The sequence below is a fragment of the Lysobacter sp. SCRH-1R genome, assembly GCF_057747855.1.
Map to the genome: position 1 here is coordinate 3,450,616 of NZ_CM173227.1, position 26,664 is coordinate 3,477,279.

At 68.7% G+C, this 26,664-nt stretch carries 22 protein-coding genes and 1 pseudogene; 10 read left to right on the top strand and 13 right to left on the bottom strand.

What is annotated here, in order from left to right; genetic code table 11:
• Positions 1-42: 42 nt before the first annotated feature.
• From AC3ANK_RS15800 to AC3ANK_RS15830, 7 genes are all read right to left on the bottom strand, one after another.
• Positions 43-771, bottom strand: coding sequence for a copper homeostasis protein CutC (locus AC3ANK_RS15800; protein ID WP_206861770.1), 729 nt, complete (start codon positions 769-771; stop codon positions 43-45).
• A complete protein-coding gene (locus AC3ANK_RS15805; RefSeq protein WP_484171523.1) occupies positions 768-1,775 on the bottom strand; it encodes a glycosylasparaginase in 1,008 nt (335 codons plus the stop codon). Before AC3ANK_RS15805 ends, AC3ANK_RS15800 begins: the two co-directional genes overlap by 4 nt.
• Before the next feature lie 53 nt (positions 1,776-1,828).
• Positions 1,829-2,848: a glucokinase gene (locus AC3ANK_RS15810; RefSeq protein WP_320415198.1), complete on the bottom strand. Its 1,020-nt coding sequence runs from the start codon at positions 2,846-2,848 to the stop codon at positions 1,829-1,831.
• 106 nt (positions 2,849-2,954) lie between these two features.
• A complete protein-coding gene (recG, locus tag AC3ANK_RS15815) occupies positions 2,955-5,066 on the bottom strand; it encodes an ATP-dependent DNA helicase RecG (RefSeq protein ID WP_206861772.1) in 2,112 nt (703 codons plus the stop codon).
• A 325-nt stretch (positions 5,067-5,391) separates the two neighbouring features.
• Positions 5,392-7,806, bottom strand: a complete 2,415-nt coding sequence (locus tag AC3ANK_RS15820) for a TonB-dependent receptor (protein ID WP_206861773.1) — start codon at positions 7,804-7,806, stop codon at positions 5,392-5,394.
• Positions 7,807-7,894: 88 nt separating this feature from the next.
• Positions 7,895-9,043, bottom strand: coding sequence for an SO2930 family diheme c-type cytochrome (locus AC3ANK_RS15825; RefSeq protein WP_206861774.1), 1,149 nt, complete (start codon positions 9,041-9,043; stop codon positions 7,895-7,897).
• Positions 9,040-10,290, bottom strand: coding sequence for a parallel beta-helix domain-containing protein (locus tag AC3ANK_RS15830; RefSeq protein ID WP_206861775.1), 1,251 nt, complete (start codon positions 10,288-10,290; stop codon positions 9,040-9,042). The genes AC3ANK_RS15825 and AC3ANK_RS15830 overlap by 4 nt, the downstream gene beginning before the upstream one ends.
• Before the next feature lie 216 nt (positions 10,291-10,506).
• On the opposite strand from AC3ANK_RS15830, the gene AC3ANK_RS15835 reads away from it, so the two are divergent.
• A complete protein-coding gene (locus tag AC3ANK_RS15835; RefSeq protein WP_206861776.1) occupies positions 10,507-11,559 on the top strand; it encodes an AraC family transcriptional regulator in 1,053 nt (350 codons plus the stop codon).
• Positions 11,560-11,597: 38 nt separating this feature from the next.
• On the top strand, positions 11,598-11,858 hold the full coding sequence (locus AC3ANK_RS15840) for a DUF1232 domain-containing protein (protein ID WP_425492590.1): 261 nt from the start codon (positions 11,598-11,600) through the stop codon (positions 11,856-11,858).
• A gap of 115 nt (positions 11,859-11,973) precedes the next feature.
• Here AC3ANK_RS15840 and AC3ANK_RS15845 read toward each other — a convergent pair whose 3' ends face one another.
• From AC3ANK_RS15845 to AC3ANK_RS15865, 5 genes are all read right to left on the bottom strand, one after another.
• Entirely contained in the window at positions 11,974-12,357 is a 384-nt protein-coding gene (locus AC3ANK_RS15845; protein WP_206861778.1) for a RidA family protein, read from the bottom strand.
• Positions 12,358-12,449: 92 nt separating this feature from the next.
• Positions 12,450-14,642, bottom strand: a complete 2,193-nt coding sequence (locus AC3ANK_RS15850; RefSeq protein WP_206861779.1) for a RelA/SpoT family protein — start codon at positions 14,640-14,642, stop codon at positions 12,450-12,452.
• Positions 14,643-14,905: 263 nt separating this feature from the next.
• Positions 14,906-15,205, bottom strand: coding sequence for a DNA-directed RNA polymerase subunit omega (gene rpoZ / locus AC3ANK_RS15855; protein WP_115844089.1), 300 nt, complete (start codon positions 15,203-15,205; stop codon positions 14,906-14,908).
• A gap of 164 nt (positions 15,206-15,369) precedes the next feature.
• Complete coding sequence (gmk, locus tag AC3ANK_RS15860; protein WP_206861780.1) at positions 15,370-15,996, bottom strand: guanylate kinase; 627 nt, start codon at positions 15,994-15,996, stop codon at positions 15,370-15,372.
• Positions 15,997-16,132: 136 nt separating this feature from the next.
• On the bottom strand, positions 16,133-16,993 hold the full coding sequence (locus AC3ANK_RS15865) for a YicC/YloC family endoribonuclease (RefSeq protein WP_206861781.1): 861 nt from the start codon (positions 16,991-16,993) through the stop codon (positions 16,133-16,135).
• Positions 16,994-17,083: 90 nt separating this feature from the next.
• Between AC3ANK_RS15865 and rph the strand changes: the two genes are divergently transcribed.
• The 8 genes and pseudogenes from rph to AC3ANK_RS15905 all read left to right on the top strand — a co-directional run bounded on the left by rph (position 17,084) and on the right by AC3ANK_RS15905 (position 25,292).
• Complete coding sequence (gene rph / locus AC3ANK_RS15870) at positions 17,084-17,848, top strand: ribonuclease PH (protein ID WP_206861782.1); 765 nt, start codon at positions 17,084-17,086, stop codon at positions 17,846-17,848.
• Between the two features lie 8 nt (positions 17,849-17,856).
• Entirely contained in the window at positions 17,857-18,246 is a 390-nt protein-coding gene (locus tag AC3ANK_RS15875) for a VOC family protein (protein ID WP_206861783.1), read from the top strand.
• Positions 18,243-18,842 carry an RdgB/HAM1 family non-canonical purine NTP pyrophosphatase gene (gene rdgB / locus AC3ANK_RS15880; RefSeq protein ID WP_206861784.1) on the top strand — a complete coding sequence of 200 codons (600 nt, stop codon included), beginning with the start codon at positions 18,243-18,245 and terminating at the stop codon, positions 18,840-18,842. Before AC3ANK_RS15875 ends, rdgB begins: the two co-directional genes overlap by 4 nt.
• Positions 18,843-18,963: 121 nt before the next feature.
• Positions 18,964-20,109: pseudogene (hemW, locus tag AC3ANK_RS15885) on the top strand (radical SAM family heme chaperone HemW); the annotation flags it as partial.
• A gap of 317 nt (positions 20,110-20,426) precedes the next feature.
• Positions 20,427-22,589, top strand: coding sequence for a DUF1631 domain-containing protein (locus AC3ANK_RS15890; RefSeq protein WP_206861786.1), 2,163 nt, complete (start codon positions 20,427-20,429; stop codon positions 22,587-22,589).
• A gap of 11 nt (positions 22,590-22,600) precedes the next feature.
• The gene (locus AC3ANK_RS15895; protein WP_206861787.1) at positions 22,601-22,951 is read left to right on the top strand and encodes a PilZ domain-containing protein; all 351 of its coding nucleotides are present in this window, start codon (positions 22,601-22,603) and stop codon (positions 22,949-22,951) included.
• Between the two features lie 181 nt (positions 22,952-23,132).
• Positions 23,133-24,455: a Xaa-Pro dipeptidase gene (gene pepQ, locus AC3ANK_RS15900; protein WP_206861788.1), complete on the top strand. Its 1,323-nt coding sequence runs from the start codon at positions 23,133-23,135 to the stop codon at positions 24,453-24,455.
• 432 nt (positions 24,456-24,887) lie between these two features.
• Positions 24,888-25,292: a putative quinol monooxygenase gene (locus AC3ANK_RS15905; protein WP_206861789.1), complete on the top strand. Its 405-nt coding sequence runs from the start codon at positions 24,888-24,890 to the stop codon at positions 25,290-25,292.
• Positions 25,293-25,307: 15 nt separating this feature from the next.
• On the opposite strand, the gene AC3ANK_RS15910 is transcribed toward AC3ANK_RS15905, so the two are convergent.
• Positions 25,308-26,636: an aminopeptidase P N-terminal domain-containing protein gene (locus AC3ANK_RS15910; RefSeq protein ID WP_206861790.1), complete on the bottom strand. Its 1,329-nt coding sequence runs from the start codon at positions 26,634-26,636 to the stop codon at positions 25,308-25,310.
• Positions 26,637-26,664: the final 28 nt, after the last annotated feature.

Genomic DNA, 26,664 nt, shown 5'->3' on the forward strand with positions numbered 1-26,664 from the left:
TTATGGGGGCTGTGGTTGCGGCGTGCTGTCAGCGTTCGGGCGTCAGGCGTTCAGCGCAAGTCGAAGCGCGCGCACCACGTCCGCGCTTGATTGCGACCATTCCGCTGCCAAGCCCGGTTGTTCGCGAGTCGAGCGCATCCCGGAGGTGCGCAATACCTTCGCCGACGCATGCACCTCGCGAACCCCAGTGCGCTGCACGAGATCGCGCACGTTTTCCGGCGTGACGCCCGCGCCGGCCATCACACCGATGCGCCCGACAGCGCGCTGCACGAGCGAGGCGATCACCTCGGCGCCCTTGATCGCCGCAGCGTGCGCTCCCGAAGTGAGCACGCGTTCGCACCCGAGTGCGATCGCCGCGTCCAGCGCCGCCTGCGGATCACGCGCCACGTCGATGGCGCGATGGAACGTCACGCCGAGCGGACGCGCCGCGTCGACAAGTTCACGACACAGTGCGACATCGACATCGCCGCCGGCATCGAGCGCGCCGATCACCACGCCGTCGCAGCCCAGCCGCACGCACAGTTCGATGTCGCGCAGCATCGTGTCGCGTTCGAGCGCGTCGTAGACGAAATCGCCCGCGCGCGGACGGATCAGCACGTACAGCGGAATACGCAGGCGTTCGCGCGCCATCGCGAGCGTGCCGTAGGACGGCGTGCAGCCGCCTTCGCCGAGGTTCTCGCACAGCTCGACGCGATCGGCGCCGCCGTCCTGCGCCGCGAGCGCGGAGGCAAGCGAGTTCGCCGCGATCTCCAGCGTCGCGCACGAGGTCACGTCTGCTCCGTGCGATACACCGATGCGGATTCATGCAGGCGATCGTGCGGACCGGGCGAGGCGTCCTGCACCGCGTAGACGAAGCCCCTGTGCAGCGCGAACGCGCCGACGTCGCCGTCCTTGTTCATCGCGAGGAAGCACACCTGCAAGGTCTTGCTGGCTTCCGGCCGCTTGCGCACCACGCGGTCGATCGCCTCGCGGCACGCATCCGCGGGCGAGCGCCCCTGCCGCATCAGTTCGACCACGAGGAAGCTGGCGGCGTTGCGGATCATCTCCTCGCCCACACCCGACGCCGTCGCCGCGCCGACTTCGTTGTCGACATACAGGCCCGCACCGATGATCGGGCTGTCGCCCACGCGGCCGTGCAGTTTCCACGCCATGCCGCTGGTCGTGCACGCGCCGGCGAGGTTTCCCTTCGCATCGCGCGCGAGGATGCCGAGCGTGTCGTGGTTGGTCTTGTCGCCCGGACGCGTCTGGCGCTCGGCGTTGATCTGCGGCGCGTACTTCGACGCCTTCAGCCATTCGCGCCACGCTTCGCGCGCCGTGTCGGTGAGCAGCGGCGTCTTCTCGAAGCCCTGCGCGATGGCGAACTGCTGCGCGCCCGCGCCGACCAGCATCACGTGCGGCGTCTTTTCCATCACCGCGCGTGCGACCGAGACCGGATGCGCGATGTCCTCCAGCGCCGCAACCGAACCGCAGCGGCCGTCGCCGTCCATGATGCTGGCGTCGAGCGTCAGCACGCCGTCGCGGTCGGGATTGCCGCAGCGGCCGACGGTGGGATTGCACAGGTCGGCCTCGGCCCAGCGCGCGCCGGCTTCGACCGCGTCCAGCGCGCTGCCGCCGCGCGCGAGCACCGGCCACGCCGCGGCATTCGCGCCGACGCCGAAATCCCAGGTCGACACGACACGCGCGCGGCCTGTCGCAGGCGCGCTTTCGCCGTGCGGGAGCATGGCGGCGCCGGCGGCGAACAGCGAGGCCTGCAGGAACTGACGACGATTGGTCATCGGGAACTTTCGTAACGTTGTGTCGGAGAAGGTCGGACGGAACCGGCGTCGAATCAGAAGCCGGAATGGCGCTCGTAATACCAGGCGGCGGCGCCGATCAGGCCAAGCTGGCCGTGATCGACCAGCCACACCGGGACGCGCGCCAGCACTTCGCCCAGCACGCCCTTGTTGCGGAAGCGCTGCGCGAAGTCGCTTTCGAGCAGGAACGGACGGATCTGCGCGGGAATGCCGCCGGCCAGGTACACCGAATCGGCGCCGAAGGTCACCGCGAGGTCGCCGGCCAGGCTGCCGAGCAGGCTGCAGAACAGGCGCAGCGATTCGAGCGCCTGCGCGTCGCTGCCGGCCTGCGCCGCGGCGGCGACGGCTTCGGGCGTGTCGAGCTTCGGCGCGATGCCATCGAGCTCGCACAGCGCGGCGTAGGTGTTCACCAGGCCCGGGCCGGAGAGCACGCGCTCGTTGTCCACGTGCGGCCAGCGCCTGAGCAATCGCGCGAGCAGCGCCATTTCGCGCTCCGTGCCGACCGCGAGCGCGGCGTGCCCCGCCTCGCTGGCGAGCACCCGCAGCGGCACGCCCTGCTGCAGCGAGCGCGGCAGGCACAGCGAGGCGCCGAAGCCGGTGCCCGGTCCGAGCACCAGCGCCGGGCCTTCGCCGGCCTGCAGCGGGCCGCAGACGCGGGTCATCGCGCCGACGTCGATGTAGGGCATCGCGCAGGCCACGGCTTCGAAATCGTTGAGCAGCGCGAGATACGCGATGCCCGCCTCGCGACGCGTGCGCTCCAGCGACACCGGCCACGGCAGGTTGGCGTTGATCAGGGTGTCGCCTTCCAGCCGGCCGGCGATGGCGACCACGACGTGGGTGCGGTCGGCCCCGTGCGTGGCGGCGAAGTCGGCGACGATCGCGGCGAGCGTGGGGAATTCGGCGCAGGCGTAGCGGTGATAGGCCAGCACGTCGACCTTGCCGCCGGGCCGGACGTGGACCAGGCCGAGCCGCGCGTGGGTGCCGCCGACGTCGGCGGCGATGAACGGCTGCGAGCCGTGCCGTCCGACGGGTTGTTCGTTTGGAGCGGAGATCACGATCGGCGGTTCGGCGGCTGGCGGCGGGGGATCATGATGCCCGTTTCGGGCGGCGGGCTGCAGGACCGGCCTTCACGCTTCGGCCCTCCGGCGTACGGCAGCGCGCTCATGCCGCCGCGAACCGCACCGCACCGCCCACCCAGCGGGCGACGATGCGTTCGGCCAGTTCCGGCGATTCGCGCAGCAGGCGCTCGCCCATCTCGTGCACCTGCGGGAGCAGGTCGGCATCGCGGGACAGATCGGCGACGCGGAACTGCGCGAGGCCGGTCTGGCGCGTGCCGAGCAGCTCGCCGGGGCCGCGCAGTTCCAGGTCCTTCTCGGCGATGACGAAGCCGTCGTTGGTCTCGCGCATGGTTTCCAGCCGCTGGCGGGCCATCTGCGACAGCGGCGCCTGGTAGAGCAGCACGCAGCTGGACGCCGCGCTGCCGCGCCCCACGCGTCCGCGCAGCTGGTGCAGCTGGGCGAGGCCGAGCCGCTCGGCGTTCTCGATGATCATCAGTGAGGCGTTGGGTACGTCCACGCCGACTTCGATCACCGTCGTCGCCACCAGCAGGCCGATCTCGCCGTCCTTGAACGCGCGCATCGTCGCCTGCTTCTCGGCGGCCTTCATGCGGCCGTGGACCAGGCCGATGCGTACTTCGGGCAGGCGTTTGCACAGGTCCTCGTACGTGGATTGCGCGGCCTGCGCGACGACCTCGTCGCTGTCGTCGATCAGCGTGCACACCCAGTACGCCTGCCGGCCCTCGGCGCAGGCCTTGCGGATGCGTTCGACGAGTTCCGGACGGCGTTCGGCGCTCAGCGCCACCGTCTGCACCGGCGTACGGCCGGGCGGAAGTTCGTCGATGGCGGAGACATCGAGGTCCGCGTACGCGGCCATCGCCAGCGTGCGCGGAATGGGCGTGGCGGTCATCACCAGCTGGTGCGGGACGATCGCATCGCCATTGCCACTGCCGCCGCTGCCCTTGTCGCGCAGGGCCAGGCGCTGGTGCACGCCGAAGCGATGCTGTTCGTCGACGATGGCCAGCGCGAGGTCGTGGAAGGCCACGCCCTCCTGCATCAGCGCGTGCGTGCCGACGACGACCTGCGCCTGTCCGGATGCGACGTCTTCCAGCACCTTCGCGCGCGCCTTGCCGGTGACCTTGCCGGCGAGCCACGCGACGCGCACGCCCAGCGGCTCGAGCCAGCCGCGCAGGTTGTGGAGGTGCTGCTCGGCGAGCAACTCCGTCGGCGCCATCAGCGCGGCCTGTTGGCCGGCCTCGACGGCGCACATCGCGGCGAGCGCGGCGACCACGGTCTTGCCGCTGCCGACGTCGCCCTGCACCAGACGCAGCATCGGATGCGGCTTGCCGAGATCAGCACGGATCTGCTCGAACACGCGCTGCTGCGCGCCGGTCAGCGCGAACGGCAACCGCTTGCGCAACTTGTCGGCGAGCGCGGTCTTGCGCAGCACCGGCGCCGCGTGCGCCTGTTGCGCGATGCGCTGGCGACGCAGGCTGAGGTGATGCGCGAGCAGTTCCTCGATCGCGAGCCGCCGCTGCGCGGGATGCCGGCCGGCGAGCAGCGAGGCGACGTCGGCATCCTGCGGCGGGCGATGCACCGTCAGCAGTGCTTCGCGCAACGAGGGCAGGCCGTCGCGCAGTTCACGCGGCAGCAGTTCGAGCGCGGCCTCGTCGGGCAGGCGGTCGAGGGCCTGGCCGATCAAGCGTCGCAGGGATACGGGGCCGAGTCCCTCGATCGCCGGGTACACCGGGTCCAGGCTGGTGCCAAGCGCGTCGTCGCCGGCCTCGTCGATCATCCGGTAGCTCGGGTGGACGATCTCCAGCCCGTGCTGCCCCGGCCGCGGCGTGCCGTAGCAGCGCACGCGCGCGCCGACCTGGAACTGCGCCACCTGCGCCGCACGGAAATGGAAGAACCGCAGCACCAGCGTGCCGTGCGAATCGTCGCCGACGGCCACGCGCAGCATCGGCCGATAGCGGAATCCGCGCTCGACCGCCTCCACCCGCCCTTCCACCTGCGCCGCCACGCCGGGCTGCAGCAGGCGGATCGGCGTGATCGCGGTGCGGTCCTCGTACTGGCGGGGCAGCTGCAGCCACAGATCCTGCAACGTGGCGAGCCCGCGCGCGGCGAGCTTCTCGGCCACGCGCGGCCCGACACCCTTCAGGGCGCTGATCGGCTGCTGCTGGAGATCGACGGACACCCCGCCCTTGCGAATCGGCATCCGGAAAGGATGCCGTGAAAGGTGACGCGGGAGAAAGAGGGAAAGTGAGCGGTCCGATGTCGGAGAAGTCTCCCTGCTCCATGTCCGATGGCTGCGGGACCGGGCAGGAATGCCGCGCAGTGCCGCATCGTCCTAACGCATCGCCGGGCGTTGGTGGCCCGGGTAAGCGAAGCGCACCCGGGGGCGACGCGCTCCAACCGGACGCAACGGGCGCTGCTTCACGCCTCCCCAATCCTCCCCTGCTTCCGCAGGGGAGGGAGTATTGCGTGGGGAGCCTTCCAACCTTCCCTGCATCCGCGGAGAAGGAGGCGCTTTCCAACCAAGATCAGAAATCCGCCGTGAACTCCACGCCATACGTACGCGGCTGCGTCATCCGGGCGCCCACGGTGCCCAGCACGGTCATGCCGTAGGTGCCGAAGGAGTTCACGTACTGGTTGTCGAGCAGGTTGTTGCCGTACACGGCGATGCCCCAATGCCCGCTGGCCGAGGTCCAGCCGATGCGCGCATCGAGGATCTCCTGCGCCTCGCCCGCCTCCGCCTGGCCGAAGCGGCCACAGCCCAGCACCGACACCGACTCGTCGTTGCTGCGGCATTCGCCCACGTACGAGTAACGCGCGGCCGCGCGCACGTCGCCGGCGTCCGCCAGGCGCCACACGTAGTTCGCGCCGACCGCGAACGACCACTCCGGCGCGCCGGTCGGCTGGCCGCCCAGGTCCACGCCCTGCGGGTTGACGTAGGTCTTGTAGGTCGAATCCAGGTACTCGGCGTTGAAGTCGAAACCCAGGCCCTGCGTCGCCTGCCAGCGCAGGTCGAAGTCGACGCCGTACGCTTCCTGGTCGGAGGTGTTCACGACGAAGCGCGGAATCTCCGTCGTCATGTCCAGCGTGACGGCCTGGCGGTTGTCGTAGACGTAGTAGAACGCCGACACGTTGTACGCGAGCCGGTAATCCGGCAGCGCGTGCTTGATGCCGGTCTCGAAGTTCCACACGTCCTCGTTCTCGAACTCGCTGCCGATCTGCAGCGCGTTGAAGCCGCCGGCCTTGTAGCCCTTGGCGAGCGAGGCGAAGCCCATCAGGTCGTCGGTGAAGTGGTAATCGACGACGAAGCGCGGGCTCCAGTCGTCCCAGGACTTCTTCGCGCGATTGAGCACGCCCTTGTTCATCACCGCCGGCGGATCGATGAAGGCGATGTCGAACATGAGCATTTCCAGCGGAACGCCGACCGCGTCGAGGAAACCGATCTGGTCGAGCAGCGCCAGCTGCGCGTCGAGTTCCGGCGCGCTGCGCACGTCGTTGAACCAGCTGAAGTCCTTCTCGTCGCGCGTGTAGCGCAGGCCGAAGGTGAGGTTCAGGCGATCGTTGACGTGCCAGATCACGTCACCGAACGCGGCGTAGGCCTTGGTGTCGAGCGTGTTGACGAACTTCTCGTTCCACGGCAGGCCGGTGAGGTCCACCGGGATGCCGAACATGTTCGCCGCCATCGTCAGCGGCCCATACAGGCCACCCGGCGCGAGGCCGAGGTTGTTGGCGATGGTGTCGACCGAATCGGTGAGCGCGTTGACCTCGCTGGTCTGGTCGGCCTCTTCCTGGAAGTAGCTCAGGCCCGCGACCCAGTCTATGCGGTCGGTGGAACCGGCGAACTTGAACTCCTGGTAGAAGTTCTCGTTGCTCTCGGTGTTGGTCGAATCGACGTAGAGGTAGCTCAGGTTCGTTCCGTCTTCCTCGACGCGGTTGAGCGAGTCGTACTGGTGCCACGCGCTGGTGGAGGTCAGGCTGAAGCCGCCGAAGTTGTGGTCCACGATCAGCGTCGCGCCGTCGAAGGTGCGCGTTTCCGCATCCGGCGCATCGGTCATGTACGGCTGGCGCTCCGGATCGAGGAACGAATCCGGATCCGCGGGCGCCGTCGGCAACGCCGGCAGCGCGGGAATCGGCACCACGCCGGTGGTCGCCTGTCCGCGCTGGTCGAGGCTTTCGTGGTCCCACGAAATCCATGCGCGCGTGTTGTCGCCGAAGCGCGTCTGGAACGCGGCGCGCGTGGCCCAGTTGTTCTCCGGCGCGAGGTCCTCGCCGGTCGCCGCATCGCGCACCCAGCCATCGGAATGGTTGAAGATGCCGTTGAAGCGGAACGCGGACGTGTCGCTCACGGCGACGTTCGCCATGCCTTCGAAGTAGGTCTTGTTGTCGTTGCCCAGGCGCAGCTTGCCGCGCGCGTGGTTACCGTCGGTATCTGGACGGTGCGTGATGATCGAGATCGCGCCCGCCGCGGTGTTGCGGCCGAACAGCGTGCCCTGCGGACCCTTCAGCACTTCGATGCGCTGCACGTCGGTGAACGGCAGCAGCACGCCGCCGCCGCGTCCGGCGTAGACGCCATCGACGTACACGCCGACCGCCGGATCGGTGCCGATGCCGAAGTCGTCGGTTTCGATGCCGCGCAGCTGGAAGCTCGGCTGCGTCGGCTGCAGGCTGTTCACGCGCAGGCCCGGCACGAAGCTGTCGATGTCGCCGAGGTCTTCGGCGGCGACGTCGTCGATCAGCTGTTCGGTGACGACCTGCAGCGCGATCGGCACGTCGAGCAGTTCCTGCTCGCGGCTCTGCGCGGTGACGGTGATGGTGTCCAGTTCGGTCGCATCCGGCCGGTCGGGCGCGGTCTGCGCGAAGGCCAGCGGCGAGGCCGCGACGACGATACATCCAAACAGCGCGCGGCCCAGACCGAGCGCGAGCCTGCTCTTGCGTGGCGACATCGGAACTCCCCTCCCAATGGCTTTCGAATTGTGGCGGCTGACGTTGAACACCGCGCCGCGCGGCCCCTGCCCGCGCGACGATCGCACCTTACCTCATCGCGACGTGCTCGCCTTCGCTGGTGCAGTTGCCCAGCCAAGCGGCGATCCAGTCGCGGACCACGGCGACGCCTTCCTCGTGCACGGTGGCGCGCCCGACCTCGGGCATCATCGCGCCGGGATCGAGGCTGCTCATGCGGTAGAGCAGGATCGAGTCCTCCGGCTTGCCGGGCACGATGTCGAACAGGTGGTCGCCCGTACCCTGCCCCGCCGCGACCGGCGGTTTGCACAGGCCGAGCTGGCGCGGTTCGTTGGTGCCGGCATCGAGCCATAGACCCGAGGTGTCGGCCGGGCCGACCTGGCTGTGGCAGTGGCCGCAGTTCACGTCGAGGTACGCACGGGCGCGGCTTTCGATCGACGCGCCCGCATCGTCGAAGCGCGCGTTGTGCGGCACGCCGTCGGCGGGCAATCCCTGCAGGCGGCCCAGCGAGGCCATCCGCGCGAGCTGGTTCTGTCCCGGATACCACGGATCGTCGCGATTGAGATGCCGCGCCTTCGGGCCGATCGGGTGCAGCTCGCGCGTGGTGTTGTTGGTGGAGTGGCAACCGGCGCACTGGTTCTCGTCGGGCACCTGGTAGGCGAACGATTCCTTTGCGCTTCCATCGGGCTTGTGCATCACCAGCGGCACGGTGTCGCCGGCGCGCGCGAGCGTCGCCTCGGTCTGCTCGGCGTTCCACACGTACGGCAGCGCGACCCAGCCGGTTTCGCGGCGCACCAGCAGGCGCGTTTCGATCAGGCGCACGTTCGCCAGGTCCAGGCCATCGCGCGTTTCGTCCGCGTTTTCGGCCACGCGCAGCACTGCGTCGTCCTTCGCGCGCGGGTAGTAGAACGTCTTGGTGATGATGGTGCCGACGGGGAAGTCGAAGGCCTCGCTCGCGTGGTACGTCGCCTTCGTGCCCGGCGGCATCCAGATCGTGCGCAGCTTGTGCGCGTAATCGCTGAACAACGCGGTATTCAGCGCATACGGCTCCACGCCGGGATTGAGGCGCAGATGCTCGCCGTCGGACGCGAGCACGTGCCATTCGCCGAGCGTTTCCGGCTGGCCCTGCGCATGGAACATCACCGGGGCTTCGCTGCGCCTGCAACCGGAGAGGAACATCGCGGCGGTGATCATCGCCGCGCAGATCACGAACCGCTTCATGCCGACGGAGCCGCCTTCGCGGTCGTCGCCGCGGTATCGCCGGGCAGGGTCACCACCGGCAGCGGCGGCAGTGTGCACCGCACCTTGTCGGTGACTACGCTCGGGTTCTTGTACTTGTTCGGGCCGTCGGCGTTGAGCGTCTGCGCTTCGCCGTTGTCGATGCACACCTGCGCGCCGCCGGCACGCTGCGTGTTGACGTAGCCGTCCCACAACACGTCGGGCAGGCGTCCGTTCAAGCCGAACATCGCCACCTTCAGCGCCTTCAGGTCGAGACCATCCGGCCTGTCGCCACCGCCCTTGAAGCGGTTGCCGTGGATGGCGATTTCCTCCGGATACGGATCGAAGCTCTTCGCCACGCCCTTGTCGGTCATGTAGCCGGTGGAGTAGTAGCTCGACACGATCACGTTCGCCGTCTGGTTGTCGGCGATGTCGTTGTCGAAGATCTCGACCTTGTCGTTGGAATTGATGACGATGCCCGAACCGGCCGGCACGCTCGCCACCGCCGCGCCCTTCGCGGCGAAGTTGCCGGTGTTGTTCTCGAACACCCTGTTCTTGTAGACGCGCGTCGTGTGGCCCGGCTGCGGCAGGTTCGGCATGTTGAACACGAGGATGCCGCCGGTGTTCTGCGTGGCGGTGTTCTCGTAGACGTCGGCGCCGATGGTGTTCTCGATCTCGATGCCGGCCACGTTGCGCTCGGCGCGGTTGCGGCGCACCACGACGTTCTTCGACTGGCCGACGTAGATGCCCGCGTCCGAGGCGCCGATCGCCACCGAATCCTCGATCAGCACGTTGCTCGTCTGCACCGGGTAGATGCCGTACGCGCCGTTGCTGGTCTTCGGCCCGCCCGTCCATTCCACGCGCACGCCGCGGATGGTGATGTTGGCGCCTTCGTTGATCTTCAGGCCGTCGCCCTTCGTATCCTCGATGGCGAGGTTCTCCAGGGTGAAATCGCCCGCGTTGACGAGCAGCCCTTCGGCACCGGCCTTCTGGTCCTTGAAGCTGAGGACCGTCTTGTCCATGCCCGCACCGCGGATGGTCACGCCGTTCACGCGCAGCGTCAGGCTACGATCGAACGCGTGGCGGCCGGCGGGGATCTCGATGACGTCGCCGGGCTTGGCGTCCAGCAGGCGTTCGATCAGCACCTTCTGGTAGTCGGTGCTGGCCGCGGGCGCGGCCGGTTGCTGCTGGCAGGCGGCGAGCGCCGCCAGTCCCACGGTGACCGCCACGCCGAGCACGATGCGCTTCATCCGACTCCCGTCCTGTCCTGCGGCGACACCCCGCCGCGAATGATCCGCCGGGAAAACCGGGCCACGCCGACCCTGCGGCGTGGCCCTCCCCCCGGTCCCCTTGGAAGTCTGTGACCATCCGGCGATCCCGGTGGAGGGCAAAGCCGGCATACTCAGGGGGGAAAACCGGACAAGCTACGCCAGCGTATGCCGAGCCAGCACCGCGACGATCCCCGATTGAGCACCGCCACGATCAAGAGCGGCATCGTCGCCGGCCTGGTCGCGATGGCGCGCGAGCATGGCGTGGCATGCGACGGCTGGTTCTCGGGGTTGCGGCTCGGACCGGCCGCGTTCGACGGCGAAACGCCGGTCTATCTCTCCTACCGGCAGGCGTGCCAGATCATCCGCCGCGCCACCCGCAGCCTGCCGGTCGCGGGGCCGGGACTCGTGCTTGGGCAGCGTCAGGGCATCGGCCATTTCGGCCTGCTCGGGCTCGCGATGCTGACCGCGCCGAAGTTCGCGCAGGCCCTGCAGCTGGGCATCCGCTACGCGCCGATCACCGGCGCGATGATGCAGCTGGAACTGGACGAATACGACGACGGCGCGATGGGCGTCGTCGCGCGCATGCCGTCGGAGGAACCGGAGCTGGAACCGTTCCTGTGCGAGGAACTGTTCGCCAGTTCGCTGATGCTGTGCCGCGGCCTGCTCGGCGCGGAATTCCGCCCGCGCGTGCTCGAACTGACCTATCCGCCGCCGCCCTACGCGGCCGACTACGTGCACGTGTTCGCGTGCGAGGTGCGCTTCGAATCGCCGCGCAACCGCGTGGTCATCGACCCGCGCTGGCTGCAGGCGGCGATGCCGGCGAACAACACCGCGAGCGCGCAGCAGATCATCGCGCTGTGCGAGGAACAGATGCCCGCCGGGCAGCCGCGCAGCGAGATCGTTGCGGTCGTGGAGCGCCTGCTGCGCCAGCGCATCGCCGACAACCCGCGTGAGGTCGAGATCGCCGCCGAGCTGCATCTCACCGAACGCACGCTGCGCCGCCAGCTGCATGCCGCGCACACCAGCTTCAGCGAACTGCACGATCGCGTGCGCAGCGAATCGGCGCGCGCGCTGCTCGCCGATGCGCGACTGAGCATCGCGCACGTCGGCGCGGCGGTGGGGTTCAAGGACGCGCGCGAGTTCCGCCGCGCGTTCAAGCGATGGACGGGCGTGGCGCCGCGCGAGATGCGCGTGAGCGAAAAGCAGGACGCGGGCGCCGTCGAACACACCGCAGCTGGCGGTGGCTGATCGAGCACCTGTCGCGCCTGCGCGATTGGGCTCGCGCCATGAAGCGGCAGACGCTCGTCGTTGGGGTTCGCCGCACGCATCCACGCACGCCATGGTTTCCACGCCTGCTCGCGCTCGCCGTCGCGGCGTATGCGCTGAGTCCGATCGACCTGATCCCCGACTTCATCCCGGTGCGGAATTACGAGGGCGACGTCATCCTCGTGCCGCTCGGATCGTGGCTGGTGTTGCGGGCTCCGGCCATCTCGGCCATCGCGCTGGCGTTGCTCGCCGTGTGGGCGCGGCGAGCGTTTCGCCATTGATGCCCTTATTGCCGTTGCAGCCCGGGTAAGCGGAGCGCGCCCGGGATGACGGCGAGAGAGAACCCGGGTGCGCTTCGCTTACCCGGGCTACAAACGCGATGCGTTGCGCGGACGATCAGTCCAGCACCATCACCGCATCCACCTCGAAGCGCGCGCCGCGCGGCAGGCCGGCGACTTCGACGGTGGAGCGCGCCGGATACGGCGCCTTGAAGAACTCGCTCATCACCGCGTTCACCGCGGCGAAGTTGTCCAGATCGGTGAGGTACAGCCCCAGGCGCACGATGTCGCCGAGCGATCCGCCGGCGGCTTCGCACACCGCCTTGAGGTTCTCGAACGAACGGCGCGCCTGCGCGGTGATGTCGCCTTCCACGAGCAGGCCGGTGCTGGGATCGAGCGGGATCTGGCCGGACAGGTAGACGGTGTCGCCGGCGCGCACGGCCTGCGAATACGGGCCGATCGCGGCCGGTGCCTTGTCGGTCTGGATGATCTGTCGGGACATGGGCCTGTTCTTTCGGGATGGGAGATCCGGGATTAGAACAGAACTCGCACGGCGGCGGCGTTCCTGCGAATCTCAGTCCCGAAACCCGGCCCTCAGATCCGCTGCACGCCCAGCACCACGTTGAGCCGCCGCACGCGCCGCATCACGTCGGCGAGATGGCGGCGGTCGCTCACCTCGATCGCGAAGCGCATCACCGCGATGTTCGCGTCGCGCTCCAGGTACTCGACGCGATCGATGTTCGATTCGGCCTCGGCGATCGCGGCGGCGACCTGCGCGAGCGAGCCCGGACGATTGTCCACTTCGATGCGCAGCGCCGCGGCGAAGTCGCCGGCCACCTGGCGGTCCCAGCCGATCGGCACCCAGCGGTCGGGCGACTTGCGGTAATCGGCGACGTTCGGGCAATCCAGGCGATGCACCACGATGCCCTTGCCGGCGGTGTGGTAGCCCATGATCTCGTCGCCCGGAATCGGCAGGCAGCAGTTGGCGAAACTGATGACCCCGCGCTCGGCGCCGGTGATCAGGATCTTGTCCTGCGACATCGGCAGCATGCCGCTGCCCGGTTCGCGCAACGGCTTGCCGGGCGCCTCGCGCGCGAGCGCCATCGCGACCTGCTGCGGCATGCGGTTGCCCAGGGCGATGTCGGCCAGCAGCGCTTCCAGGCGCGGATAGCGGAATTCGTTGAGATATGCATCCATGCGTACGGCAGGCACGCGGTCGAGCGAGATGCCGAGCGCTTCCAGCGCGCGATCGAGCATGCGATGGCCCAGCTGCACCGCATCTTCGTGTTCGAGCTGCTTGAGCTGCTGGCGGATCGACGTGCGCGCCTTGCCGGAGACCACGAATTCCAGCCATTGCGGCTTCGGCGTGGAGGATTTGGCGGTGATGATCTCCACGCGCTGGCCGCTCGCGAGCTTGGTGCGCAGCGGCACCAGGCGGCCGTCCACGCGCGCGGCGACCGCGCGGTTGCCCACGTCGGTGTGCACGGCGTAGGCGAAATCCAGCGCGGTGGAATTGCGCGGCAGCGCCATGATGTCGCCCTTGGGCGTGAACAGGTAGACCTCGTCGGGGAAGAGGTCGACCTTCACGTTCTCCAGGAATTCCAGCGACGAACCGGTGGCGCGCTGCGATTCGACGAGGTTGGCGATCCAGCTGTGCGCGCGACTCTGCGCGCTGTTCGGACCGTCGCCGCCGTGCTTGTACGACCAGTGCGCGGCGATGCCGCGTTCGGCGATGAGGTCCATTTCCTCGGTGCGGATCTGCACTTCGATTGGCGAGCCGTACGGGCCGAAGAGCACCGTGTGCAGCGACTGGTAACCGTTGGCCTTGGGAATGGCGATGAAGTCGCGGAAGCGCGAATCCAGCGGTTTGTACGCGGCATGCACGACGCCGAGCGCGTGGTAACAGTCCGGCACCGTGCGCACGACGATGCGGAAACCGAACACGTCCATCACCTGCGCGAAGGTTTTGTGCTCGGCGCGCATCTTGGTGTAGATGCTCCACGGCGATTTCACCCGGCTGACGAGCCGGTGCGCGAGTTTTTCCTTCGCCAGACGCTGCGCGAGCTGCGCCTCGATCTGCACCAGCGATTCGCGCCGCACGACCGGCTGCGTGCGAAGGCGCTTTTCGATCACCGCATGGCGCCACGGATGCAGCGCGCGGAAGCCGAGGTCCTGCAGTTCGGCCTTGATCAGGTTCATGCCGAGTCGCTGCGCGATGGGCGCGTAGATCTCCAGCGTCTCGCGCGCGATGCGATGGCGCGCTTCCATGCTCTGCGCGCCGAGCGTGCGCATGTTGTGCAGGCGGTCGGCGAGCTTGATCAGGATCACGCGCAGGTCGCGCGACATCGCCAGCAGCATCTTGCGGAAGCTCTCCGCCGCGGCTTCCTGGCGATCGCGGAACTGGATCTTGTCCAGCTTGGTGACGCCATCGACCAGTTCGGCCACGGTTTCGCCGAACTCGCTCACCAGGCCGTCGTAGGTGAGCGGCGTGTCCTCGATGGTGTCGTGCAGGATCGCCGCGATCAGCGTCTCGACGTCCAGGCCCTGGTCGGCCAGCACCTTCGCGACGGCGACCGGGTGGGTGATGTACGGCTCGCCCGACTTGCGCGTCTGCCCGACGTGCGCGGCCGCGCCTACCGCCCACGCCCGGCGCAGCTGGGCGCGCTGGTCGTCGGGGAGGTAGTCGGCCGCCTGCTCCAGTTCACGCACGTAGTCGGGGGCGTCGGCCGCGTCGTGAACGGGCGGCACCGCAAGCGGGGCGGTCGGCGCGGGGTTTGCGGGGGTCATGGGAGGAATCTAAGCGCGGTCCCGCGGGCACGCAATGCGAACGGAATCATGCAATGGATAGGCCGCGTCGATGACTGTACGAAGATTCAAGGCGGGCGACACGCGATTCCCCGGTGCCGGCCTGCGCTGGCCGCGTGGAAACGGACCTCATAACGCCCGAAACTCGTGACGGCCGTGGTGAACGGACACAAACGAAAACGGCCCCGCCAGAGCGGGGCCGTTCATGCGGCGGGCCGGAGCACCGGCCGCGGCGGGCATCGGACTCAGTCGTCGCCCTTGGACAGGTCGTCGTCGGCGACCACTTCGGCGGCGGCCCACTCCAGCGCCTCGCGCTCCTTGCGCTCGCGCTCGGCCTTCTCGACGGCATCGATGTAGTCGGTGTCGATGCGGCGCGCGGCGATCTCACGCAGCGCCAGCACGGTCGGCTTGTCGTTGGCTTCGCTGTTGTCCAGCTGCGGATCCACGCCATTGGCGAGCTGGCGCGCGCGCTTGGCGGCCATCATGACGAGTTCGAAGCGGTTGTTGACCACTTCCAGGCAATCTTCAACGGTGATGCGGGCCATGGGGCTCCTGGCGGCCGGCGGGCCGTCATGCGACTAGATGGGACCGCGAAGTTTAGCGGGGGAGTTGTCCACAGGCAAGCCGGTCTATATGAATCAGTGGCTTATGGACGGCCGGCGCGCCACTGCAGGGCGTTCCCCCCCCCCGCGGACCCTCGCCTGGGGGCTCAGGCGCCGGGATCGTCCGCCAGCAGGGCCGTGATCAGCCGGGCGTGGCGGGCTACCTGCTGGTCCTTGCGGACGCGGCTGGCGATGAAGATCGAGCACATCTCGGTCACGGCGGTCTCGAAGTCCTCGTTGACGATCACGAAGTCGAACTCGCCGTAGTGCGACATCTCCTCGCGGGCGGCGGCCAGGCGCTGGGCGATGACCTCCTCGGTGTCCTGGCCGCGGTTGCGCATGCGCTGCTCCAGCGCCTGGCGCGACGGCGGCAGGATGAACACGCTCACCGCATCGGGCACCTTCTCGCGCACCTGGCGCGCGCCCTGCCAGTCGATCTCCAGCAGCACGTCCTTGCCGGACGCCAGCTGCGGCTCCACCGACTGGCGCGCCGAGCCCTTCCAGTCGCCGTGCACGAGCGCATGCTCGAAGAAGTCGCCGGCGGCGACCATCGCCTCGAACGCTTCCTTGCTGACGAAATGGTAGTGCTCGGCGTGCCGCTCGCCCGGCCGCGGCTTGCGCGAGGTGAACGAGATCGACAGGCAGATGTTCGGATCGCGCGCCAGCACGGCGTTGACGATGCTGGATTTTCCGGCGCCCGAGGGGGCCGCGACGATGAAGAGGGTTCCGCGCATTGGGTCGGGATTCGTGATTGGTGATTCGTGATTCGTGATTCGAAAAAGCGGAGCGAGCGGTACCGGCCAAGAATTCGGAAATCGTGGCGCGCTTTCGGCTCTGCGCGAATCACGAATCACGAATCACCAATCACGGCTACTCGATGTTCTGTATCTGCTCACGCACCTGGTCGATCAGCACCTTCAGCTCGACGGCCGCCGCCGAGCTGCGCGCGTCCACCGACTTGGAGCCGAGCGTGTTCGCTTCGCGGTTGAATTCCTGCAGCAGGAAGTCGAGGCGGCGACCGACGGCTTCCTTCAGCTTGAGCACGCGGCGCGCTTCGGCGACGTGGGCGTCGAGGCGGTCGAGTTCCTCGTCCACGTCGAGCTTCTGCAGCCACATCACCAGTTCCTGCTCCAGGCGGCCGTTGTCGAGCGGCTGGGCGAGGTCGGCCAGGCGCGTTTCCAGCTTGGTGCGCTGGCCAGCGCGGATCTGCGGCATCATCGCGCGCACCTTCGAGGCGAGCGAGGCGATGCCGTCGACGCGTTCGGAAATCACCGTGGCGAGCTTGCCGCCCTCGCGTTCGCGGGCGCGGACGAATTCGTCGAGCACCTCGTCCAGCAGCGACAACGCCTGCGCCTGGAGCTCCGCCGGATCGGCCGCCTGCGCCTGCAGGACGCCGGGGAACTGCAGCAGTTCGGTCAGCTCGGTGCGCAGGCGCGGGAAGCGCGCGTCGAGGTCCAGCGCGAGCTCGCTCAACTCGCGCAGGCGCGAGACGTTGAGCTGCAATGCGCCCTCGCCTTCCGGCGCACGCAGTCGCAGGGTCAGGTCGATCTTGCCGCGCGCCACGCGACCGGCGACGCGCTCCCGCAGCGCCGGTTCCAGCGCGCGCAGCTCGTCGGGCAGGCGCACGCCGAGTTCGAGGAAGCGGTGGTTGACCGAGCGCAGCTCGCAACCGAGCGTGCCCCAGGGCGTGGAGCGTTCGCCGCTGGCGAAGGCGGTCATGCTGCGGATCATTCGGCACATCCAACGTCGGCGGGCGGGCCGACCGGGAGCGAATGGTAAACTCGCGCGCCCCCGAACGGTATAAACCAAGGTATTCAGGCCATGTCCGGCACGCCCGTCGCCCCTTCCGCCGGCCTCCCGGCCTCCGTCGCGCGCCCCAGCGGCCGCGCGCCCGCGCAGATGCGCGAGGTCCGCATCGAACGCGGCTACACCCGCCACGCCGAGGGTTCGGTGCTGGTGAGCTTCGGCGAAACCCGCGTGCTGTGCACCGCGAGCGTGGAGAACAAGGCGCCGCCGTTCCTGCGCGGCAAGGGTGAAGGCTGGGTCACGGCGGAGTACGGCATGCTCCCGCGCGCCACGCATTCGCGCTCCGACCGCGAGGCCGCGCGCGGCAAGCAGGGCGGACGCACGCTGGAAATCCAGCGCCTGATCGGCCGTTCGCTGCGCGCCTGCATCGATCGCAAGGTGCTGGGCGAACGTACCATCACCCTGGATTGCGACGTCCTGCAGGCCGACGGCGGCACGCGCACCGCTGCCATCACCGGCGCCTACGTCGCACTGGTCGATGCGGTGCAGTGGCTGCTCAAGCGCCGCGAGATCGCGCGCGATCCGATCTTCGGCGCGGTCGCGGCGGTGTCCGTCGGCATCTATCGCGGCGTGCCGGTGCTGGATCTGGATTACGCCGAGGACAGCGCCTGCGACACCGACATGAACGTCGTGATGAACGATGGCGGCGGCTTCATCGAATTGCAGGGCACCGCCGAAGGCCACGCGTTCCGTCGCGAAGAGCTCGATGCGCTGACCTCGCTGGCGGAAGTCGGCATCGCCGAACTGATCGCGAAGCAGCGCGAAGCGCTGGGACGCTGATTCCGGCCATGCAGACACACATCGGCTGTTTCGCGCTGGTCGTGGCCGATTACGACGAGGCCATCGACTTCTACGTGCGCAAGCTCGGCTTCGAACTGCGGCAGGACACCGACCTGGGCGGCGGCAAGCGGTGGGTGCTCGTCGCCCCGCGCGGCGCGCAGACGGCGATCCTGCTCGCGCGGGCGGTGGACGACGAACAGCGCGCGGCGATCGGCCGCCAGACCGGCGGGCGCGTGGGCTTTTTCCTGCATACCGACGATTTCGCGCGCGATCACGCCTCGATGCTCGCGCACGGCGTGCGCTTCCTCGAAGAACCGCGTCACGAGCCATACGGCACCGTCGCGGTGTTCGAGGACCTGCACGGCAACCGATGGGACCTGCTGGAGCGCTCGGCATGAGTGCGAACGAACGCTGGGTCATCGCCAGCAGCAACCAGGGCAAGCTGCGCGAGATCCGCGAACTGCTCGGCGGCACCGGCATCGAGATCGTCACGCAGGGCGAGCTCGGCGTGGCCGACGCCGACGAGACCGGCCTGACCTTCGTCGAGAACGCATTGCTGAAGGCACGCAAGGCGGCGCGCGAAACCGGGCTGCCGGCGCTGGGCGACGATTCGGGCCTGTGCGTGGATGCGCTCGGCGGTGCGCCGGGGCTGTACTCGGCGCGCTACGCCGGCAAGCACGGCCATCCGGAAGCGAACATCGACAAGCTGCTGCACGCGCTGCGCGACGTGCCCGATGCGCAGCGCACCGCGCATTTCTATGCGGTGATCGTGCTGCTGCGTCACGCCGAGGACCCGCAGCCGATCATCGCCGAAGGCCTCTGGCGCGGCCGTGTGCTGCACGAGCGCCGCGGTGCGGGCGGCTTCGGCTACGACCCGGTGTTCCTCGACGAGGAACAGGGCATGTCGGCGGCGGAGCTCGATGCGGAGCTGAAGAATCGCATCAGCCATCGCGGGCTGGCGCTGGCGGAGTTGAAGCGGCGGCTTTCGCCGTAAGCCTCTCTTCCTGGACACGCCATCGGCCTGTATCCCGGCCCCCGCCGGGAGACGTTCCCCTCCGGGATGAGGGTTCCTGGACATGACGAATCCCTAAGCACGCCGGGATCAGAATCACCCCATGCTCACCACGCCACCTCTGTCGCTCTACGTCCACCTACCCTGGTGCGTACGCAAGTGCCCGTACTGCGATTTCAATTCGCATGAGGGACGCGGGCCGCTGCCGTTCGACGCCTATGTGGACGCGCTGCTGGCCGACCTCGACTTCGACCTGCCGCTGGTCTGGGGCCGAACGATCCATTCGGTGTTCTTCGGCGGTGGGACGCCGAGCCTGTTCCCCCCGGAGTTCATCGACCGCTTCCTGCAGGGCGCGAGCAGCCGGCTGCGTTTCGCGCCGGGGTGCGAGATCACGCTGGAGACCAACCCAGGCACCGCCGAGCACGGCCGCTTCGAGCTTTACCGCGCCGCCGGCGTGAATCGTCTGAGCTTCGGCGTGCAGAGCTTCGACGATGAATGTCTCAAGCGCCTGGGGCGCATCCACGACAGCGGCGAGGCGGACGCGGCGGTGAAGCTCGCGCAGGACGCGGGCTTCGACAATTTCAACCTCGACCTGATGTACGCCCTGCCCGGCCAGACGCTGGCGATGGCCGAACGCGACCTCGAACGCGCCTTCGCGTTGCAGCCGACGCACGTCAGCCATTACCAGCTCACGCTCGAACCCAACACCGTGTTCGCCGCGAGGCCGCCGCGCGACATCCCCGACGACGACGCCAGCTGGGACATGCAGGAGCATTGCCAGGCGATGCTCGCACAGGCCGGCTATGCGCAGTACGAGGTCAGCGCCTACGCGCGGCCCGGCCGGCAGTGCCTGCACAACCTCAACTACTGGCAGTACGGCGACTACCTGGGCATCGGTGCCGGCGCGCACGGGAAGATCACGCTGGGCGCCGAGCAGGACATCCTGCGCCGCTGGAAGATCAAGCATCCCACGCGCTATCTCGCGGCGGCGGGGCATGCGGAGGCGATCGGCGGCGACGACCGCATCGCGCCGGCGCGCCGTCCGTTCGAATACATGCTCAACGCGTTGCGGCTGGTGGACGGCTTCCCGCTGGACGCGTTCGAAGCGCGCACCGGCCTGCCGCGGGCGAGCATCGCCGGCGCGCTCGACCAGGCCGAGGCGCAGGGCTGGTTGTCGATCGAGGACGGCCGCGTGCGTCCGACCGAACTCGGCCGCCGCTTCACCAACGACGTGATCGAACTCTTCCTCGAAGGCGACGGCGACCACGAAACGCCCGCGCTGCCGCATGAGGTCGCCGGTTACACGGTCGGGTGACGGCGCGTTGTCCGGTGGACACGCCGGGTCCGCGAGCCGCGCTGGCCGCTGTTTAGGTCCCACGACGTTTCATCGAGTGGTCGCCCCCTGAGGGACCGCCTGAGCGACAAGGCTGGCGGGGCACGGATGGGCCGATGCATGATCGTCCGATCTGAGACGGTGATCCCATGTCCGCCACATTCGAACCCCTAGGCAGTTCGATACCCCGTCCTACCCTGGCGTCGGCCGCGCTTCCGCCGCGCGTACGACGCGTGCTCGAACATCTCTACGCGCTGGTGTCCGACGAAATGTCGCGCCAGCTGGAAGCGATGCTCGGCGAATTCGAGCAGCAGCTGTTCAAGCATGCGGACCTGGCGCGCAATCCGGCGCAGCAGGCCGGCCATCTGGAAACCCTCCGCACCACGCGCCTCAACCGCGCCGACCTGGTGCCGCGGTTCCTCGCGCTGGTGGAAGGCGAGCTGACGACGATCCGCGAACCGCTCGGCGCGCCCGCCGAAAGCGATGCCGCGGTGCCCGCGTTCCGCGACCTCAAGCTGGTCGAGCATGGCGAGGTGGACGAGGCGCTGGTGCTGCGCTCGATCGCCTCGCGGCAGGAATCGCGCGCGGGATTGCCGCTGCTGCTGCTCGGCCAGCGCTTCGGCGTGCTCGCGGGGCAGCCGGCGTTCGATGCAGAACGCCTGCCGGTCGGGCCCTACGCGCTGGGCAGGATCCTGTCGGAAGCCGCGCACGCGCTGCAGATCAGCGCCGAGGCGCGCATGCACCTGTACAAGGTGTTCGACCACCAGGTGATGACCGGCTACGCGCAACTGGTGGAAACCATGAACGCCCTGCTCGCGCGCGAGAACGTGCTGCCGAGCCTGTCGTTCGTGCCGATCCGCCCGCGCTCGCCGCAGCGCCAGGAGGGCCAGCGCCGCATCGTCGAGGCCGCCGATCCCACGCCGCCGAAGCAGCGGCCGATGACGGCATGGCCGGGCCAGCTCGACGGGAACGCCACCGCGACCCCGGCGGACGAGGAAACCTTCGCGCTGCTGCAGCACCTGCTGTCCGCACGGCGCGAACTGACCAGCCGCCTGCGCACCAGCGACGGTCCTGCCGCGCGACCGACCCTGACCCGCGACGAACTGGTCAAGGCGCTGTCCACGTTGCAGGGCGTGCCGCAGCACCAGTCGAAGCCGCGCAACCTCACCGACGTGCGCCAGACGCTGCTCGCGCAGGCGCGCCAGCAGCGTGGCGAGGCGGCGTTCCTCTCGCGCGACGACGCCGACACCTTCGAACTGCTGGACCTGTTCTACACCGAGATCGGCCGCGAACTGCGCACCGATGCGGCGGTGTCCAGCCTGCTCAACCGGCTGCAGGTGCCGCTGGTCCGGCTCGCGTTGCAGGATCGCGGCTTCTTCGTGCGCAACGAACATCCCGCCCGCCAGCTGCTCAACGCCGTGGCCGAAGCCGGCGCGCACTGGGTGCCGAAGGACGAGAGCGATCCGCACCTCAACGACCAGCTGCGCCGCGCGGTCGATCACGTCGTGGACAACTACGACGGCGACACCGGCGTGTTCGAGAACGCGAATCGCCAGTTGCAGGAGCACCTGCGTTCGATGGCGCGCAAGGCCGAAGTCGCCGAGCGGCGGCACGTCGAGGCCGCGCGCGGCAAGGAGAAACTCGTGCTGGCCAAGCGCCAGGCGGGCGCGGCGATCGACGAGGTGGTCGGCGAACACAAGCTGCCGCGCTTCGTGCAGACGCTGCTCAGCCAGGCGTGGACCGACGTGCTGACGCTCACGCTGCTGCGCAGCGGCGAGGATTCGGAAGACTGGCAGCGGCAGCTCGAGGCGACGCGCGAGATCGTCGCCGCCAATGCGGCGGGACAGCGCGGCCAGGTCTCCGGTGCGCTGGGCGAGGACATCGAGGCCGCGCTCACCCAGGTCGGCTACCACGTCGAGGATGCGGGCGCGATCTCGCGCCAGCTCGTCACCGGCACCGCCGCCAACGACGATGCGGCATCGCGGACTGAGCTCGCGCTCAAGCTGAAGGCGCGCACGCGCCTGGGCAGCGACGATGCGGACGCGCTGGCACCGAAGACGCCCGAGCGCTCGCCGAAGGAACAGGAATGCTGGCGCCATCTGCGCACATTGCCGTTCGGTACGTGGTTCGAATTCGACATCGGCGATGCGGGCGAGGTCGTGCGCCGCCGGCTGTCGTGGTTCAGCCCGGTGACCGACAACGCGCTGTTCGTGAACCATCGCGGCCAGCGCGTGAGCGAGCAGTCGCTGGACAGCCTCGCGCGCCAGGTCGCCGCGGGCCGCGCGCGCGTGGTCACCGAGGAAAAGAGCCGGCTGGTGGATCGCGCCTGGAGCGCCGTGATGGGCGCGCTGGGCCAGCTGGTCGGGCACAACAACCACTCCGAAGCGCACGCCTGAAGGATGCACGCATGATGGAAGAGTTCCGCCGCGCCCGCCGCCGTGCGATCCAGGAACCGGTGCAGGTGGTCGACACCATGACCGACACGGTGATCGGCCAGCTCAGCAACCTCTCGGAAACCGGGATGCTGCTGATCGCCACCACGCCGCTGGTCGAGGACGGCCTGTATCAATTGCGCTTCAACCTGCGCGGCGCGCCGCACCAGTCCTCGCCGATCGAGGTCGGCGCGCACCTGCTGTGGCAGGACAGCACCAGCACGCCGGGGCAGACGTGGTCGGGCTTCCGCTTCATCACGATGCTGGAGAGTGAGCTGCAGCAGTTGCGGCATTGGCTGGAGTCGGGGAACGGGCGGCCGATGTAGAGCCGGGGAACAACAAACGAGAAACCAGGCACGAGAAGCGGGAAAAGCAGCGACTTTGCCGTTTCTCGGTTTTCGTTCCTCTCTCGTTCCTGTTCCGCGTTCCTCCCCCTGTTTCTGAATCGGGCAACGCGGCCGGCATGCGGCACAATAAGACGGTTTCCCGCCTCCGAATGCCTCCGCAATGAGCCAAGTCGCCGCGCTGTACCCGAACCACATCGCCGAACTTCACCGCCGCACCGAGCAGGCCCTGGCCCGCGGCGGCTTCGAACACCTCGTGATCCCCAGCGGCACCGCGCACTACCAGGTGTTCGACGACCGCGACTACCCCTACGCGGTGAACCCGCAGTTCAAGGCCTGGCTGCCGCTGACGCGCGCGCCCGGCAGCTGGCTGGTCACCACGCCGGGGCAGAAGCCGAAGCTGATCTTCCTGCAGCCGTTCGACTACTGGCACGTCGTGCCGTCGGCGCCGAGCGGCTACTGGGTCGAGCATTTCGACATCGTGATCATCCGCAAGCCCGAGGAAGCGCTGCAGCACCTGCCGGCGAATCCGGCGCGTTGCGCGATCCTGGGTGAGGCGCAGAGCGCGGTCGGCAACTTCGTGCCGAACAATCCTGCGCCGGTGGTCAACTACCTGGAATACCACCGCGCGTTCAAGACGCCGTACGAAGTGGAGATGATGCGACTGGCCTCGCGCCGCGGCGTGCGCGCGCATCGCGCGGCGGAGCGCGCGTTCCGTGCCGGTGCGAGCGAGTTCGGCATCCACCTGGTGTATTGCCAGGCCGCCGGACAGGACGCCAACGACCTGCCGTACAACAACATCATCGCGATCAACGAACATGGCGCGGTGCTGCACTACACCGATCGCGACCTCGTCGCGCCGCAGACGCCGCGCAGCTTCCTCATCGATGCCGGCGCCGCGCACGACGGTTACGCCTGCGACATCACGCGCACCTACGCGCACGATGCGGGCAGCGAATTCCAGGCGATGATCGACGCGGTCGACGCGGCGCAGCTGAAGATGTGCGACCAGGTGCGTCCGGGCGTGGACTACAAGCAGATCCACCTGGACGCGCACCTCGCGCTCGCGGGCGTGCTGAAGGACTTCGGCGTGATCAACGTCTCGCCGGAAGCCGCCGTCGCCACCGGCGTGAGCAGCGCGTTCTTTCCGCACGGCATCGGCCACGGCATCGGCCTGCAGGTGCACGACGTCGCCGGCTTCGCGGCGAGCGACGAAGGCGGCACGATCGCAAAGCCCGACGGCCACCCGTACCTGCGCCTCACGCGCGTGCTCGAGCCGGGCATGGTGGTGACGATCGAGCCGGGCCTGTACTTCATCGACATGCTGCTGGACGAGGTGAGGAAGAACGGTCACGCCGACAGCGTCGACTGGGCGCGCGTGGACGCGTTCAGGCCCTACGGCGGCATCCGCATCGAGGACGACGTGGTGTGCACGGGCGAGGCGCCGATCAATCTGACGCGTGACGCGTTCGCCGACGCAGGCTGATTCGCCGTCGCCTGCCGTCGTGGCCCGGGTATGGCCGAAGGCCGCACCCGGGATGTGGCGTTGCTGGTTGCCAGGTACTGCGGCGTCCCCCGGGTGCGCTCCGCTTACCCGGGCTACAAAGGCTGATCACCTGCCGTTTGAGCGCGGGTAAGGCCGCAGGCCGCACCCGGGGAGGCGGTGGTGACGTTCTCGAATCCTGCGGCGTTCCCCGGGTGCGCTTCGCTTACCGGGGCTACAAAAGCTGATCACCTGCCGTTGTAGCCCGGGTAAGGCCGCAGGCCGCACCCGGGGAGGCGGTGGTGACGTTATCGAATCCTGCGGCGTTCCCGGGTGCGCTCCGCTTGCCCGGGCTACAGAAGCGGGCCCGGCGTTTGCGTCGGCGCGACACGCACGTGGTTAGCATCGGCTTGGGCCATCGCCAGGGACGCCGCCATGCCGCTCGATCGCCGCCATTTCATCACCAGCGCCGCGCAGGGCGCGCTGTCCTTCGTACTGCCGGGCAGCGTCGCGGCGCAGGCGTTGTCCACGAAGGAGTCCTCCATGCACGGACTCATCGGCCGGATGATGGCCGCACCCGGCCAGCGCGATGCGCTGATCGAGATCCTGCTCGACGGCATCCACGACATGCCCGGTTGCCTGAGTTACATCGTCGCGCGCGACACCAGCCACGAGGACGCGATCTGGATCACCGAGGTCTGGGACAGCGAGGCGAGCCATAAGGCGTCGCTTTCGCGACCGGCGGTGAAGGCGGCGATCGAAAAGGCCAAGCTACTGATCGCCGGGTTCGGCGATTACATCCAGACCGCGCCGGCGGGCGGACACGGCCTGTCGAAGTAACCTCGGTTCCGGAACTCAGGCGCGCGAAGCCATCAACGCCTCGATCTCATCCGCGCTGCGCGCCAGCGCGTTGGTGAGCACCTGCGGTTCGTCGTTGGTGACCAGCACGTCGTCCTCGGTGCGGATGCCGATGCCGCGCCACTTCGCATCCACCGTGGTGTCGTCGGGCGAGATGTAGACGCCCGGCTCGATGGTGAACACCATGCCCGGCTCGAGCAGGCGCGATTCCCCATCGAGGCGGTATTCGCCGACGTCGTGCACGTCGAGGCCGAGCCAGTGCCCGGTCTTGTGTCGATAGAAGCGGCGGTAGCTGCCGTCGGCGAGGTTCTTCTCGAGCTTGCCCTTGAGCAGGCCGAGCCGCAGCAATCCTTCGGTCAGCGTTTCCACCGCGGCGACATGACCCGCTTCGTACGCAATGCCCGCACACGCCTGCGCGAGCGCCGCCGCCTGCGCTTCGCCCACGAGATCGTGCAGTGCGCGCTGTTCCTTCGTGAAGCGGCCATTGACCGGGAAGGTGCGCGTGATGTCGGCCGCATAGCCGCGATACTCGGCGCCGGCGTCGATCAGCACCAGGTCGCCGTCCTTCGCCTGCGCCGCGTTCGCGCGGTAATGCAGCACGCACGCATTGCTGCCCGCGCCGACGATGCTGCTGTACGCGGGATCGGCGTCGTGCGAGCGGAACACGCGTTCGACTTCCGCCTGCAACTGGTATTCGTGGATGCCGGGACGCGCGGCGTGCATCGCCGCCTCATGCGCGAGCACGCTGATGTCGGCGGCGCGCTGCATCAGGCGCAGTTCGTCGCGGTCCTTGAACAGGCGCAGCTCGTCGAGCAGATGGCCCAGTTCCAGGAATTCGTGCGGCGGCTGCGCGCCCTGCCGCACCATCGCGCGAACACGGTTGAGCCAGCCGATGAGCTTGAGATCGAATTCCTGGTCGCGGCCGAAGTGGTAGTACACGCGCGAACGGCCTTCGAGCAGGCCGGGCAGGATGTCGTCCAGATCGGTGATCGGATACGCGTCGTCGAGACCGAACGCCTCCACCGCGCCTTCCGGGCCGAAGCGCGGGCCGTCCCAGCCTTCGCGCTCGGGATCGCGCTCGCGGCAGAACAGGATCACCTCGCCGTGCTTGCGGCCGGGCACCAGCACGAGCACCGCTTCGGGCTCGGGGAAACCGGTGAGGTACAGCAGGTCCGAATCCTGGCGGTACGGATAGTGCGTGTCGCGGCTGCGGATGCGCTCCGGCGCCGACGGCAGGATCGCGATGGCGTCGTCGCCGGCCATGCGCATGAGCTGCCTGCGGCGCTTCGCGTAGGCCTTGTCGGGGATGCGGAGGGGTTTGTGCATGTCGTCGAACCGTGATTCGTGATTCGTG